Below are 13748 nucleotides of genomic sequence, written 5' to 3' on the forward strand. Positions count from 1 at the left end.
GACCGTCCCAACATCCGCTACACGGTGGTGGACAAGCAGAAGCCCTTCGCCCAGCTCATGGCCTTTCTCGACGGCCGCCGGAATGAGGCGGGGATCGTCTATGCCCTCTCCCGCAAGCGGGTCGAGGAGGTGGCGGCACGCCTCGACGCCGAAGGGATTGCCGCGGGCGCCTATCACGCCGGCCTTCCCGATGACGAACGCAAGCGGGTGCAGGAGGCCTTTCTGCGCGACGACCTGCAGGTGGTAGTGGCGACGGTGGCCTTCGGCATGGGGATCGACAAGCCGAACGTGCGCTTCGTGGTCCATTACGATCTGCCGAAGAACATCGAAAGCTACTACCAGGAGACCGGCCGGGCCGGCCGCGACGGGCTTCCCGCCGAGGCCCTGCTCCTCTTCGGCTACGGCGAGATCGCCGTCATCCGCGGCCTGATCGAGAAGGGGGGAAACCCGGAGCAGAACCGCATCGAGCTGCACAAGCTGCAGGCGATGATCGGCTTCGCCGAGCCGCTGACCTGCCGCCGGCGGGTGCTCCTCGGCTATTTCGGCGAGACCCTGGCGGAGGACTGCGGCAACTGCGACATCTGCCTCAATCCCCCCGAGCGCTACGACGCCACGGTGGAGGCCCAGAAGGCCCTCTCCTGCGTCTTCAGGGTGGGGCAGCGCTTCGGTATGGGGCACGTGATCGACGTGCTGCGCGGCGCCAGGAACCAGCGCGTCCTGGAGCTCGGACACGACCGGCTCTCCACCTACGGCATCGGCGCCGAGAAGAGTCAGGAGGCTTGGAGCGGGCTGATCCGGCAGCTGGTGCACCTGGGCTACCTGCAGCAGGACGTGGCCAGCTTTTCCGTGCTGAAATTGACCGAGGCGGCCCGGCCGATCCTGCGCGGCGAGCAGGAGCTGATCCTGCCCCGTCCGCGGGTCAAGCCCACCGGGGTGAAGAAGCCGGCGCGAAGGAAGGTTGGCGAACTCGATTATGACGAGGACCTCTTCCAGTCCTTGCGCGCCCTTCGCAAGCGACTGGCGGACGAGGCGGGGGTGCCCCCCTACGTGGTCTTCGGCGATGCGGCCCTAGCAGAGATGGCGTCCTACCGACCCACGGACCAGGAGGCGCTGTTGCGGATTAACGGGGTGGGAAAGCTGAAGCTGGCCCGCTACGGGGCGGATTTCATCGAGGAGATCATCGGCTATATGTGCCGGTAACTCATCAACCTGGAAAACCTATCCGCAGATTTTCGCAGAGATTAACACCAGGGCAAATTCACTATCTCACCTTCCGTTTTGACGTCACAATCATCGATTGTCAGAATATCAAGTTTTTATCTGCGTAATCTGCGGATTAAAAACGGTTTGAAGATCATTTTAAAGCCAAATGCCTGTTTTCCCCTGCCGCAACGTGTCAGCCTTCGGAGCGGAGAGATGCCGCATTCGGCTTGAGAACGGATAAGAAGAGGCGAAAATCCCTGATCGGAGCGGGACCGCGAAGAGGTCCTTCGGGGGGAACGGGGCTTGCAGTGAGGGTGAAGCTGCGCTGCAATCTCCCGGGAGGACTGCCATGGAAACACATCTGCTGGAGTATCCCCTGCCATCCTGCACGGTGAACAAGGGACTGATCGTCAAGCTCGAGAATTATCTGCTCATGCAGATCCCAGCCCTCCTCAAAAAGGAACTTTCCGGGATGATGGAGGTCTTCGATCTGAAGAGTTCCGCATCGCTGAAAAAGTACAGCGTCACCTTGCTCGATAGTACGGGCATCCGGGAGATGGAGTCGATCAACGCTCACCCCGACAAGATCTTCCCTCCTTCCCTTCGCAGGGTTACCCTGAATTTAAGGATCGGCCGACCCGAGATCCTGGCCGTCTCCGTGATCTTTGCCGCGGGCGCCAGGCCGATGCTGGAATTGTCCACCATGAGCCGGCAGGTTCTGAAAGACTCACCCCGTATTGCCGACGGCGTGAAGGGAATCGTGCGAAGCTGGAAAAACCGACACGGCATTTTTCACAGCCGGCCGCTGCTGGCGGTCCTCGCTGTCTCCATCCCCGCCGCCGTCGTCGGCTACGGCTGGCTCAAGGGGACCGACCCTTTCTTCCTTCTGTCCACCCAGGGGTGGCTTCTCCTGCTGACGGGGCTGCTGAGTCTGACACTGCCCCGGCTCTTCCCCCTCGTTTCTTTCCAGACCCGCGGGCGCGTCAACTTCAGGAAACTGGCCCTCCTCGGGCTGCTGGCTCTCAATCTGGCGGCCATCTCAGGGTATGTGGGACTGCTGGTGTTCGAGCTGGAAAGGATCGGAATGTAGATCCGGGGGCTGATGAAAAACCAGCCTTCGCCAAGGCTATGGCCTGGCAAGCGCCCATCTGCGGCGTTGTCTTCATCCTTCGTCAACGACGTACCTTCCCGGTACGCTTTAATCCGAAGGATTCCGTCCGCCTTGCGTCTGGACATTTTTGATCAGCCTGGGAAAAGCAACAACCTGCTAGCCTCGGAGCGGGCGGTTTCAACCGGCGCGTTCGAACATGATCAGCTCCCATCCGCCGGTTTCCGAGTCGTGGCGGAGGAGGTACACGTCGCCGTCATCGCCGCGGACCTTGAAGTAGCGGTGCTCGGGGGCAAGCCATCGATCGATGACCTCGGCGGCCTCGATGCGCCGATTCCCGATGAAGAAGCGGCGGGGCGTCTCCTCGCTCCTGTACCCGGCATAGCACTCGACCCGGACCGGGAAAATCACCCTTTCTTCGCCCACGGATTTTCTTCCTCCAAAGGTTCCGCTCATTCCTCCCGGCCGTCTCCCCGGCCTCCGGTCAGGGGGACGAAGGCCACGCCGAGCACGCTGCGGGTACGGGTCTCGTCCTCTTTGTCCTTTTCCACTACCATCAGTTCCTGATGCATATACGGCAGGCCGATGGGAATCACCATGCGGCCGCCGGGCTTGAGCTGTTCAATCAGCGGCGGGGGCAAGTGGCTGGCCGCCGCGGTGACGATGATGCCGTCGAAGGGGGCGCGTTCGGGAAGCCCGAGATAGCCGTTGCCGGTGTGGGTCTCGACGTTTTCGTAGCCGAGACGGCGCAGCCGCTCGGCCGCTTTTTGAGCCAGGTCCGGCAGGACCTCGATGCTGTAGACCTTCCTCACGAGGGTGGAGAGGATAGCCGTCTGGTATCCCGAACCGGTCCCCACTTCCAGGACCACGTCGTCTTCTCCGGGCTCCAGAAGGTCGGTCATCAGGGCGACGATGAAAGGCTGCGAGATCGTCTGGCCGTCGCCGATGGGGAGGGCATTGTCGGCAAAGGCGGCGGATTTCAGCGCGGAGGGGACGAATTCGTCGCGGGGGACCTTTCCCATGGCGGCCATGACACGTTCATCGAGGGCTGCCCGGCCGGTAATCGGCGCGGCGTAGGCGAACTCGCTCTCGATGACGCGCAGCATCTCCCTGATTCTGGCCTGACGCATCTCTATCCCCTTTTTCCCTCTCCTGCCGCGGAGGGGTTCAGAGCCTGTCGGCGATCTCGTCCACCTTGCGTTCCGCCTCTTCCCGGCTCATGCCGTACTTCTCTTCCAGCTTGCCGACCAGCCGATGGCGTTCACCGGCGATGTAGTCGAGATCGCTGCCGGTCAGCTCGCCCCAGAACTCCTGGACGATGCCCCTGAGCTGTTCCCATTTGCCGTGGAGTTCCCTGCTGTCCATGTCGCCTCCCGCAAAAAGAGCCTGTTCCTGCTTCAATCATAATCGACCCATCGGCCGCACTCAAGCTCCGGTCGCCGACCATTGCGGCAAGAGAGCTCCCCCCGCCCCTGATGGAAGGGGAGTTTTTCACCTTCGGAAGCCATCTGTGCTATATTGCCGGCAGCGTGAGACAAAGCACATCGGGAGGAAGGACGTTGGATTCTATTCTGATCATCGGGTGCGGCGATGTGGGCCTTCGCGCCGCTCGGCTGGCACGAGAGAAGGGGGCGGCAGTCACTGTTCTGGTCCGGTCTGAGGAGAGTCGCCGGCGATTGGAAGCAGAGGGATTCATCGCCCTTGCCGGCGACCTGGACACCCCTTCGTCCCTCTCCGGTCTGCCGACCCGGGGAGCTGTGATCGTCTATTTCGTCCCGCCCCCCGGCGAAGGTGCAGGTGATTCGCGCATGAATGCATTCTGCGCCTCCGTCGCGCCTGGGGAGGAGCCGTCGAAAGTCGTCTATGTCAGCACCAGCGGAGTGTACGGGGACTGCGGCGGTGCCCGGGTCACCGAGGGAGCGGCGGTGAACCCCAGGACCGATCGGGCCCGCCGCCGTCTTGCCGCGGAAGATCACCTTCGGGAGTGGGGGGCGCGGCGCGGCGTCGCCATCGTCGTTCTGCGGGTTTCGGGGATATACGGACCGGGCCGGCTTCCCCTCGAGCGAATCCGCGCCGGGCAGCCGGTTCTGGCCGAAGCCGAGGCCCCCTGGAGCAACCGCATTCACGTCGACGATCTGGCCCGGATCTGCATCGCCGCCGGGGAAAAGGGGGAGGCGGGGGATATCTTCAACGTCAGCGACGGCCGCCCGGGGACCATGACCGGATATTTCAACGCCGTGGCCGAAGCCTGCGGCCTCCCCCGTCCGCCGCAAGTCTCTCTGGCCGAGGCCCGGCGGGTGATGACCCCCCTGATGCTCTCCTACCTGGGCGAATCGCGGCGGATGGACAATTCCCGAATGCTGGAGAAGCTCGGGGTCGAGCTCCTCTATCCCGATCTGGAATCGGGGATACGGGTCAGCCTGGAGGAAGGGGCGGAGCCGATTTAAGGCCTTGAACGGCATTGGCCGGGGGTGTACACTGGCGTCCTCGAAAAATCAAAGAATTGATGGTCAAAATCTGCACAAGGATAAAATCTGATCACATCCGATAAATTCGGATAAGGCATCGAAGTCTTTAGCCTTTAAATCCGATTTTATCAGATTTGATCCGCGTGCAATGGTTTCCGCTTTTGGTATTGAGACGAACATGACGAGCACTGCCTTTTTCGACAAGACCCGCACCCTGCTGGAGATGATCAAGTTCTCCCACACGGTCTTTGCCTTTCCCTTCGCCCTGATGGGAGTCGTTCTGGCGTCCCTGGAGAGCGGCGCGGCGCCCACCCTCGGCCAGATATGGTGGATCTGCGTGGCGATGGTGGGGGCGCGCAGCGGGGCGATGGGGCTGAACCGCATCATCGATGCCCGCATCGACGCGGAGAACCCCCGCACCGCCGTCCGCCACATCCCCGCGGGGAAGGTTTCCCTCGCCGAGGCCTGGGCTTTTGTCCTCGTCTCCTTCGCCGTCCTTCTCCTGGCGGCCTGGATGCTCAACCCCCTGTGCTTCTACCTGGCGCCGGTGGCCGTCTTCTTCCTGGTCCTCTACTCCTTCTGCAAGCGCTTCACCTCCCTGGCCCACCTGGTGCTGGGGATCTGCCTGGCGGCCGCCCCCATCGGCTCTTGGATCGCCCTGCGCGGTGACGTCGGCTGGCCGGTGGTCGCGCTGGGTCTGGCCGTCCTCTTCTGGGTGGCCGGCTTCGATATCTTCTACGCCCTGCAGGACCTGGAGTTCGACCGGCAGAAGGGACTTCACTCCATTCCTGCCCGGCTGGGAGGCGCCCGGGCGATCCTGGTCGCCAAGATCTTTCACGGACTGATGATCGCCCTCCTCGCCGTCATCCCCCTGGGTGTTCCCCTGGGGTGGATCTACTACCTCGGGCTGGCGGTGATCAGCGGCCTCATCGCCTACGAGCATCAGCTGGTCAAGCCCGGCGACCTCTCCAGGCTCAATGCGGCCTTCTTCAACATGAATGGGTACATCAGCGTGACCATTTTCCTCTTCACGCTGGTGGATGCGTTGACTTGATTTCAATCCGGGAACGGTGGATGGGGTTTTAACCAATCACGAATCACGAGTTACCAGTCACGGGGTTTCAGCCATGAAACAGATCGTCATTGCCATCACCGGGGCCTCGGGCTCCATCTATGGCCTGCGCCTGACGGAAGAGCTGCTCCGCGCCGACTGCCGGGTGTCTCTGCTGCTGACCAAGTCGGGGCTCGATGTGCTGCGCTACGAGACAGGGCTGGAGTGGGAGGGGACGACCTCGGCCCGCAAACAGTTGATGCGGGATTATTTCGGCGGCAGCAGAAAGCTGGAGCACTTTGACGAGAAGGACCTCTTTGCCCCCGTCGCCAGCGGCTCTTCCGCTCCCGACGCGATGGTGGTCGCCCCCTGCTCCATGGGGACGGCGGGGCGCATCGCCGCGGGCATGAGCGAGAATCTCATCGAGCGGGCCGCCGACGTCGTCCTCAAGGAGCGACGCGACCTGATTCTGGTCCCCCGGGAGACGCCGCTCAACCAGATCCACCTGGAGAACCTCCTCACCCTCTCCCGCGCCGGCGTCCATATCCTGCCGGCCATGCCGGCCTTTTATCACCGGCCGAAGAAGATCGAAGAGCTGGTCGACTTCGTCGTCGGGAAGATCCTCGACAGCCTCGGCGTTCCCCACAAACTCTTCCAGCGATGGGGGGAGGACAAGGGGTAGGCCAGTCTTTCGGTATCAGGAATTTAAAATGACCAGATTGTTCGAAAATATCCGCAGCAAGATCAAGAACGGCGCCCGCATCTCCGATGCCGAGGCCCTGGAGCTGTTTCGCAGCGACGACCTGCTCGCCGTCGGCGAGCTGGCAGCCCTGGCAAACCGGCGGAAGAACGGGGAGAAGGTCTGCTTCAACGTCAACCGTCACATCAACTACACCAACATCTGCGTCAACCGCTGTACCTTCTGCGCCTTTTCCAAGGGGGCCGAGGACGAGGGATGCTACACCATGGCCCTCAACGACATCCTGGAGAAGGCGGCCGAGGCGAGCGCGGCGGGGGCGACGGAAATCCACATGGTGGGGGGGCTGCATCCTGATCTTCCCTTCGACTTCTACCTTGAGATGCTCGCCGCAGTAAAGGCCGACAATCCGGCGCTGCACATCAAGGCTTTCACCGCCGTGGAGATCGACTACTTCGCCTCACTCACCGGGCAGAGCGTCGGCGAGGTCATCGCCGAGCTCATTGAAGCCGGACTAGGTTCCATGCCGGGCGGCGGGGCCGAGATCCTCGGCGAGCGGGTACGGCAGCAAATCTGCCCCGAGAAGATCTCCGGCGCGCGATGGCTGGAGGTGATCGAAACAGTCCACCGGGCGGGGCTCAGGACCAACGCCACCATGCTCTTCGGCCACTTGGAGGAGTACGAGGACCGGGTCGACCACCTCTCGAAGCTGCGGGCGCTTCAGGGCAGAACCGGCGGCTTCCAGGCCTTCATCCCCCTGGCCTTTCAGCCCGACAACACCCGGGTTCCCGGCGCGAAGGGGGTAGGGGGGGTAGATGCCCTGAAGACCCTGGCGATCAGCCGCATCTATCTCGACAACTTCAAGCATGTGAAAGCATACTGGGTGATGCTCGGGCTGAAGATCGCCCAGGTGGCTCTCGCCTTCGGAGTCAACGACCTGGACGGGACCGTGGTGGAGGAGAAGATCGGCCATGAAGCCGGCGCAGACTCCCCCCAGTCGATGGCCAAGGAGCAGATCGTCTCCCTCATCCGCAAGGCGGGCAAGACGCCGGTGGAACGCGATACGCTTTATAACGAATTGCGAGTTTATTGAAGTTAAAAAGAAAAGGAAAATTCTTTTCACGCGGATCAAATCTGATCACTTCTGATAAAGGCGGATAAATCCTTTCGATCTTGATTGAATCAGATTCTATCAGAATTTATCCGAAGTTATCCGTGTGAAAAATGCCTTTGATTTTACCCAAGCTGAGATCTGCATCGAATGCTGAAACAAATCCAGAGGAAAATTGAAGAAAGAAAGCCGCTGGATCGGTCTGAGGCGCTCTGGCTTCTGACCCGCGCCGACCTGCTCGCCGTGGGGAAGATGGCCGACGGGATCCGGCGGGTCAGACATCCGCACGGCCGGGTGACCTTCGTCGTCGACCGCAATGTCAACTACACCAATATCTGCCAGTCCCAGTGTAGATTCTGCGCATTCTACCGCGCGGCAGAGGCGGACGACGCGTACGTGCTGACATACGAGACGATCCTGGCCAAGGTGGCCGAGCTGGCCGATCGCGGCGGCACCCAGCTGCTGATGCAGGGGGGACTGCATCCCGACCTGAAGATCGATTGGTTCGAGGAGCTCTTCCGCCGGGTCAAGGCGGAATTTCCGGCCGTGCAGATCCACTCCCTCTCCCCGGCCGAAGTGATCCACATCGCCCGCCTCTCCGGACTATCCATGCCCGATTGCCTGCGCCGGCTGCAGGAGGCGGGGCTGGAATCGGTCCCCGGCGGTGGCGCCGAGGTGCTGGTGGACGAGGTGCGCAAGGAGATCTCCCCCAACAAGATCGGCTGGCGCGACTGGGCGGCAGTGATGGAGGAGGCGCACGGTCTGGGGATGCGTACTACGGCGACAATGATGTTCGGCAGCCGGGAGCGGCCGGAGGATATCGTCGAACACCTCTTCCGCATCCGGGAGATTCAGGGCAGAACAGGCGGCTTCACCGCCTTCATCCCCTGGACCTTCCAGCCGGGGGGGACCGAGCTGGGGGGCGAGACGGCCACCGGCGTCGAGTACCTCAAGGTCCTCGCCCTCTCCCGCATCGTTCTCGACAACGTCGAAAACATACAGGCGAGCTGGGTGACGCAGGGGGCGATGATGGCCCAGGTCGCCCTCTTCTTCGGCGCCAACGACCTCGGAGGGACCATGCTCGAGGAGAACGTGGTCGCTGCCGCCGGGTGTTCCTTCCGCCTCTCCACGGAAGAGATCATCGAGATCGCCCGGGGTGCGGGATTTCTCCCGGCGAAGAGGAATACAAAGTACGAGATTCTGGAAATATATTAACCACAGAGATACAGAGCCACAGAGGCAACCATTGAATCATTTGCAGTTCTCTGTGTCTCTGTGCCTCAGTGGCAGGAAAGGATTTTATGATTTCGCTGCGTAAAAATATCGCCGAAATGGCCGGCTACGTCCCCGGGTTCCAGCCCAAGGACGAGGCCGCCTGGATCAAGCTCAACACCAACGAGAACCCCTATCCCCCCTCGCCGAAGGTGGCCGAGGCGATCCTGGCCGAGGTCGGAGGAGACGGCGCCAATCTGCGCAAGTACCCCGACGCAGGGAGCAGGGCGGGACGTGAAGAGGCCGGGCGGCTCTACGGCTTCGATCCCTCCTGGATCATCATGGCAAACGGTTCGGACGAGCTTCTCAACAACCTCATCCGGGCCTTTGCCGGTGAAGGGGACGAGATCGCCTACGTCCACCCCTCCTACTCCTACTACGCCACGCTGGCCGAAGTCCAGGGGGCCCGGGTTCGCACCTTCGGCCTGATCCCCGGACGCTGGGAGCTCGACGGCTTCCCCGGGCGTTACGCCGGCAAGCTGCTCTTCCTGACCAATCCCAATGCTCCGTTGGGCTTCACCTTTCCGCTCTCCTTTATCGAGGAACTCGCCGGACGGGTCGACGGGATGCTGGTGGTGGACGAGGCCTACGCCGATTTCGCCGACGAGAACGCCCTGGAGCTGGTGAGGAAGTACGACAACGTGGTCGTCACCCGCACCTTTTCCAAGAGCTATTCCCTGGCCGGGATGCGCCTCGGCCTGGCCGTCGCCCGCCCCGAGGTGATCGCCGCCCTGGACAAGATCCGCGACCACTACAACCTCGACCGGCTGGCCCAGGCGGCGGCCGTCGCCGCCCTGGCCGACCAGAATTACTTCCGAGAGTGCGTGCGCAGGATCCGCGAGACTCGGGACTGGTTCAGCACCGAGCTGCGGGTCATCGGCTACGGGGTGATCCCCTCAAGCGGAAACTACGTCTTCGCCTCGCCCCCCGACCGCAACGGCCGGCGGGTGTACGATGCGCTCTACGAGCGCCGCATCCTGGTGCGCCACTTCTCCGATCCGGTCCTGGAGCACGGAATGCGCATCACCATCGGCACACGGGAGGAGATGGAGAAGACGTTGGAAGCGCTCAAGGAAATCGGGTGAAAACATGATTAGTGATCAGTAATCGGTGATCGGCAAAATCTAAACAGTTCTTCGCCTTTCACTGATCACCAGTCACTGATTACTGATCACGGATTTTTTCATGTTCTCTTTCACTCCTATCGACATCTCTCGGAAACTCCTCGCCTGGTACGGCCGGGCCGGGCGCGACCTTCCCTGGCGCCGCACCCGCGATCCCTACCGCATCTGGCTCTCCGAAGTCATGCTCCAGCAGACGGGGGTGGAGACGGTCATCCCCTACTACGAGCGATTTCTCGAAGCCTTTCCGACGGTGCGGGCGCTGGCTGCGGCAACCGCGGAAGAGGTGGTCGAGCGCTGGGCGGGGCTCGGCTACTACTCCCGGGCCCGCAACCTCCATGCCGCGGCGCAGCGGGTGGTAAACTTTAATGCTGGACATTTCCCCGATACGCTGGAGGGACTGATGGAGCTTCCCGGAGTGGGGCGCTCCACCGCCGGAGCGATCCTCTCCATCGCCTTCGACCGCCCCGGCCCGATCCTCGACGGCAATGTCCGCCGGGTCCTCTGCCGCCTCCATGCCCTGAAGGAGGACCCCCGCAGCGGCTCAGGCGAGAAGAAGCTCTGGGCCTGGGCGGCGGAGCTGACACCTATAGACCGCCCTCACGACTACGCCCAGGCGATCATGGACCTGGGGGCGACCGTCTGCACCCCCCGCTCTCCCGAATGCGGCGACTGCCCTTTGCAAACGTGCTGCCGGGCCCGCTCCTTAGGCCTGGAGGAGGAGCTGCCGCTACGGAGCGGCGGAAAGAAGGCGCCGACCCGGGTCCAGGTGGCCCTGCTGCTGTTCTCGCAAGGCCGCTGCATGGTGCGGCGGCGACCTCTCTCCGGAATGCTCGGAGGGCTGTGGGAGTTCCCCTCCGCTGCCGTGTCCGAGGGCGAGACCCCCGGGATGGCCGCCTCCCGCCTCCTGAAGAACCTGGGACTGGCCTCGGAGCCGCGCCCGGCGGGAGAAATAGCCCATATTTACAGTCATTTTCGTCTCGATCTGCGCCTCTATCGGGCCGAAGCGGAGCAGATGTTCAAAGTCGCGGAAGGGGAGGAGAGCCGCTGGCTCCTCCCGGCCGAGCTCGTCGCCTGGCCCCTGCACGGGGCGCACAAGAAGGCTGTTAAGCATCTGTAGGGGCGCTGCTTGCCGCGCCCCCCCGGGGCGGAGCAAGCGCCGCCCCTACAAAATTCACCCGGAGATCCCATGCCTGTTCCCATCCTTACCACCACCGCCGAAATTGAAGAGCTCGCTGACGATCTCGGCCGGGAGACGGTGATTGCCGTCGACCTCGAAGCCGACTCCATGCACTGCTATAAGGAAAAAGTCTGCCTGCTGCAGTTTTCCACCCCGGAGCGCACCGTACTGGTCGACCCCTTGGCCGTTGGGAACCTCTCGTCACTGGCGCCCGTTCTCGCCGACCCCAAGGTGCGCAAGATCTTCCATGCCGCCGATTACGATATCCGCTGCCTGAACCGCGATTTCGGGTTCGCCATCTGCGGTCTCTTCGACACCATGATTGCCTGCCAGTTTCTCGGCGAGGAGAAGGTGGGGTTGGCCGACGTGCTCGGCAAGTACTTCGGAGTGGTCCTGGACAAGCAGTACCAGCGGGCCGACTGGGCCGCCAGGCCCCTCACCGAAGGGATGATCCGCTATGCCGCCGAGGACACCCGCCATCTGCATCGCCTGGCACGGCTGCTGGAGGAGAAACTGGCGGTCAAAGGACGTCTGGAGTGGGTCGCGGAGGAGTTCGCTCTGCTCGAGCAGGTGCGCTTTCAGGAGCAGGAGGGGCCTCTCTTCCTGCGGGCCAAGGGGGCGGCCGTCCTCGACCGCCGGCAGCTTGCGGTCCTTGAAGCGCTGTTGCAGTGGCGCGACCAGGAGGCCCGCCGCCGGGACAGCCCCCTCTTCAAGGTGCTCGGCAACAAGACGCTGCTGGAGCTGGCCAGCACCATGCCGCGCACCCTTTCGGGCCTGACCGCGGTGGAGGGGCTCTCCCCGCGACTGGCCGATCGCTGCGGAAAAGGGCTCCTCGGGGCCATTGCCGCCGGTCTGACCGTGCCCGAGAGCGATCTGCCAGTTTATCCCCGCGGCGAGCGTCGGGTCAGGGATGCCGCCGTGGACCGCCGCCTGGCCGTCCTCAAGGAGTGGCGGAAGGAGGCGGCGGCGGAGATGGAAATGGATCCCGGCATCGTCATCAACAACGCGTTGCTTGAGGAGATCGCCCGCCGGCGGCCCACCTCGTCTGCTGCCCTGGAGGGGATTCCGGGAATGAAGAACTGGCAGGCGCGGGTGCTGGGGGAGAAGATTCTGGAGGCCGTCGCAAACGATGCCTGATGTGGACTATCCCTGGGCCCATGCGCGGCGGACCGGCATATGAGGAAGCTGTACACCTTCAATATGGCGGAAAAGCCCCAGGCAGCTCTTCTCAAGGAGCGACTGGAGCAGGAAGGAATCGCCTGTCTGCTGCGCAACGTGGATCTCTCCTCCGCCCTGGGGGAGATTCCCTTCCTCGAATGCCTTCCGGAGCTCTGGGTGCTCGACGACGAGATGTTTCCCCGGGCCCGGATGCTCCTGAAGGGATGGACTGATCCCGGCGCCGGGAATAGCAAGGAGTGGATCTGTGCCGGATGCGGCGAGAGTCTGGAGGGGCAGTTCGATGCCTGCTGGAAGTGCGGTCGTTTGCGGGATTAAAAAAAGGACCGGAGTCACCGGTCCTTTTCGCATCAGGCTCTCTCCGCACTCGCCGGAGACCTCGGGTCATTTCTCCAGGGTGACGTTGCTCATGGCCCAGCTTTTGTGCTCTTCGTCAATCTGGACGTCGAAGAAGTCGCCGGGTTGACAGGAGTAAACCTTCCCCACCTGATGGGTGATGTTGTGTTGCAGGTACCTCTCTCCTCCGGCATTCACGGCCTGACAGATATTTTCGTATTCTTCGTGTCTCATAGCGGTCCTCCCCTTGCTTTTTCCCCCTTCTTTTTCTTCATTATAACACTGTCGGAAGGCAAAGGGAGGGGCGGCCTTCTGGGGGGGCACCCGTGGAATTTCCATCATATCGGCCTCTTTGGCGAATGGTGGTTGTCTGGTAAGATTAATAACAGGAGGTTTGACAAGGGCAGAAACGGGCATGAGGAGGCAGGAGGATGGCTTCGACGGAAAGAGACAAGCCGTATTCACCCCTTGATCAGAAGCAACTGCTCCGTCTTTTTGGGGAAGGTCTTCTGCCCGAGAGCGTCTTCCGGACCTTTCACGTCGAATCCACCCCCGAGGGCGGAGACTGGCATCTCTGGCTCAGGAATTTTCTCCTGGTGGTCGGAGTCGCCCTGGTGCTAGCCGGGCTATTTATCTTTTTCGCCTGGAACTGGGGGGGCATGCGTCCCTCGGTCAAATTCACCCTTCTGGAGACGGGCCTCACCGCGGCCGTACTGGCCGCCATGCTGTACGGCAGACATCGCACCGAGGAGAAGTTTTTTCTTTTCATCGCCTCGCTGATCACCGGCGTTCTCCTGGTGCTCTGCGGGCAAGTGTATCAGACCGGGGCCGATGCCTGGGAACTTCTTGCCGGCTGGTGCCTCCTCATCTTCGGCTGGGTAGCCGTCGGGCGGTCCGCTCTTCTGTGGGCGTTCTGGCTGGGGCTTGTTCATGTGGCCGTTTTCCTGTTCTGGATTCACATCGCAGGGCCGGCTTATGGGCTTTATTTCGCCGCAGTCGGCCTTTCGCTTGCGACAATCGACATC

The 13748-nt window shown here is 62.4% G+C and carries 16 protein-coding genes; 12 read left to right on the forward strand and 4 right to left on the reverse strand.

Annotation, left to right across the window (positions count from 1 at the left end; genetic code table 11):
- Both DTF_RS27380 and DTF_RS0117495 read left to right on the forward strand, forming a co-directional pair.
- Positions 1–1200 (forward strand): RecQ family ATP-dependent DNA helicase (locus DTF_RS27380; RefSeq protein WP_035057821.1); only part of this gene is annotated, 1200 nt, incomplete at its 5' end.
- Between the two features lie 352 nt (positions 1201–1552).
- The gene (locus tag DTF_RS0117495; RefSeq protein WP_027716373.1) at positions 1553–2293 is read left to right on the forward strand and encodes a hypothetical protein; all 741 of its coding nucleotides are present in this window, start codon (positions 1553–1555) and stop codon (positions 2291–2293) included.
- Positions 2294–2491: 198 nt separating this feature from the next.
- Here the strand turns inward: DTF_RS0117495 and DTF_RS0117500 are convergent, their stop codons facing one another.
- From DTF_RS0117500 to DTF_RS0117510, 3 genes are read right to left on the reverse strand one after another with little or no spacing between them, the layout of a single operon-like run.
- The gene (locus DTF_RS0117500) at positions 2492–2767 is read right to left on the reverse strand and encodes a hypothetical protein (protein WP_051361431.1); all 276 of its coding nucleotides are present in this window, start codon (positions 2765–2767) and stop codon (positions 2492–2494) included.
- The gene (locus DTF_RS0117505; RefSeq protein WP_027716375.1) at positions 2764–3441 is read right to left on the reverse strand and encodes a protein-L-isoaspartate(D-aspartate) O-methyltransferase; all 678 of its coding nucleotides are present in this window, start codon (positions 3439–3441) and stop codon (positions 2764–2766) included. The genes DTF_RS0117500 and DTF_RS0117505 overlap by 4 nt, the downstream gene beginning before the upstream one ends.
- Positions 3442–3478: 37 nt before the next feature.
- On the reverse strand, positions 3479–3676 hold the full coding sequence (locus DTF_RS0117510; protein ID WP_027716376.1) for a CsbD family protein: 198 nt from the start codon (positions 3674–3676) through the stop codon (positions 3479–3481).
- 194 nt (positions 3677–3870) lie between these two features.
- On the opposite strand from DTF_RS0117510, the gene DTF_RS0117515 reads away from it, so the two are divergent.
- The 9 genes from DTF_RS0117515 (at position 3871) to DTF_RS0117555 (ending at position 12705) form a co-directional block, all read left to right on the forward strand.
- A complete protein-coding gene (locus DTF_RS0117515; RefSeq protein WP_027716377.1) occupies positions 3871–4758 on the forward strand; it encodes an SDR family oxidoreductase in 888 nt (295 codons plus the stop codon).
- Between the two features lie 199 nt (positions 4759–4957).
- Positions 4958–5833: a UbiA-like polyprenyltransferase gene (locus tag DTF_RS0117520; RefSeq protein ID WP_027716378.1), complete on the forward strand. Its 876-nt coding sequence runs from the start codon at positions 4958–4960 to the stop codon at positions 5831–5833.
- A 73-nt stretch (positions 5834–5906) separates the two neighbouring features.
- The gene (locus DTF_RS0117525) at positions 5907–6512 is read left to right on the forward strand and encodes a UbiX family flavin prenyltransferase (RefSeq protein WP_027716379.1); all 606 of its coding nucleotides are present in this window, start codon (positions 5907–5909) and stop codon (positions 6510–6512) included.
- 28 nt (positions 6513–6540) lie between these two features.
- Positions 6541–7620, forward strand: a complete 1080-nt coding sequence (gene mqnE / locus DTF_RS0117530) for an aminofutalosine synthase MqnE (RefSeq protein WP_027716380.1) — start codon at positions 6541–6543, stop codon at positions 7618–7620.
- A 168-nt stretch (positions 7621–7788) separates the two neighbouring features.
- Positions 7789–8853, forward strand: a complete 1065-nt coding sequence (mqnC, locus tag DTF_RS0117535; RefSeq protein ID WP_027716381.1) for a cyclic dehypoxanthinyl futalosine synthase — start codon at positions 7789–7791, stop codon at positions 8851–8853.
- An 86-nt stretch (positions 8854–8939) separates the two neighbouring features.
- Positions 8940–9995: a histidinol-phosphate transaminase gene (gene hisC, locus DTF_RS0117540; protein ID WP_027716382.1), complete on the forward strand. Its 1056-nt coding sequence runs from the start codon at positions 8940–8942 to the stop codon at positions 9993–9995.
- A gap of 100 nt (positions 9996–10095) precedes the next feature.
- Entirely contained in the window at positions 10096–11151 is a 1056-nt protein-coding gene (gene mutY, locus DTF_RS0117545) for an A/G-specific adenine glycosylase (protein ID WP_027716383.1), read from the forward strand.
- 69 nt (positions 11152–11220) lie between these two features.
- Entirely contained in the window at positions 11221–12348 is a 1128-nt protein-coding gene (locus DTF_RS0117550) for an HRDC domain-containing protein (protein ID WP_027716384.1), read from the forward strand.
- A 39-nt stretch (positions 12349–12387) separates the two neighbouring features.
- A complete protein-coding gene (locus DTF_RS0117555) occupies positions 12388–12705 on the forward strand; it encodes a DUF2007 domain-containing protein (RefSeq protein ID WP_027716385.1) in 318 nt (105 codons plus the stop codon).
- A 66-nt stretch (positions 12706–12771) separates the two neighbouring features.
- On the opposite strand, the gene DTF_RS26710 is transcribed toward DTF_RS0117555, so the two are convergent.
- Entirely contained in the window at positions 12772–12957 is a 186-nt protein-coding gene (locus DTF_RS26710) for a hypothetical protein (protein ID WP_155890863.1), read from the reverse strand.
- Between the two features lie 197 nt (positions 12958–13154).
- Here DTF_RS26710 and DTF_RS25755 point away from each other — a divergent pair.
- Positions 13155–13748, forward strand: a 594-nt coding sequence (locus tag DTF_RS25755; protein WP_193352713.1) for a DUF2157 domain-containing protein, incomplete at its 3' end; no start/stop codon positions are given.

This window comes from Desulfuromonas sp. TF, assembly GCF_000472285.1.
Classification (GTDB): Bacteria; Desulfobacterota; Desulfuromonadia; order Desulfuromonadales; family ATBO01; genus ATBO01.

Coding starts and splice junctions, on each gene's coding strand:
- mqnC (WP_027716381.1), top strand. CDS start 7,789: ATGCTGAAACAAATCCAGAGGAAAATTGAAGAAAGAAAGCCGCTGGAT.
- DTF_RS0117550 (WP_027716384.1), top strand. CDS start 11,221: ATGCCTGTTCCCATCCTTACCACCACCGCCGAAATTGAAGAGCTCGCT.
- DTF_RS0117495 (WP_027716373.1), top strand. CDS start 1,553: ATGGAAACACATCTGCTGGAGTATCCCCTGCCATCCTGCACGGTGAAC.
- mutY (WP_027716383.1), top strand. CDS start 10,096: ATGTTCTCTTTCACTCCTATCGACATCTCTCGGAAACTCCTCGCCTGG.
- DTF_RS0117555 (WP_027716385.1), top strand. CDS start 12,388: ATGAGGAAGCTGTACACCTTCAATATGGCGGAAAAGCCCCAGGCAGCT.
- DTF_RS0117510 (WP_027716376.1), bottom strand. CDS start 3,676: ATGGACAGCAGGGAACTCCACGGCAAATGGGAACAGCTCAGGGGCATC.
- DTF_RS26710 (WP_155890863.1), bottom strand. CDS start 12,957: ATGAGACACGAAGAATACGAAAATATCTGTCAGGCCGTGAATGCCGGA.
- DTF_RS0117525 (WP_027716379.1), top strand. CDS start 5,907: ATGAAACAGATCGTCATTGCCATCACCGGGGCCTCGGGCTCCATCTAT.
- DTF_RS0117520 (WP_027716378.1), top strand. CDS start 4,958: ATGACGAGCACTGCCTTTTTCGACAAGACCCGCACCCTGCTGGAGATG.
- mqnE (WP_027716380.1), top strand. CDS start 6,541: ATGACCAGATTGTTCGAAAATATCCGCAGCAAGATCAAGAACGGCGCC.
- hisC (WP_027716382.1), top strand. CDS start 8,940: ATGATTTCGCTGCGTAAAAATATCGCCGAAATGGCCGGCTACGTCCCC.
- DTF_RS0117500 (WP_051361431.1), bottom strand. CDS start 2,767: ATGAGCGGAACCTTTGGAGGAAGAAAATCCGTGGGCGAAGAAAGGGTG.
- DTF_RS0117505 (WP_027716375.1), bottom strand. CDS start 3,441: ATGCGTCAGGCCAGAATCAGGGAGATGCTGCGCGTCATCGAGAGCGAG.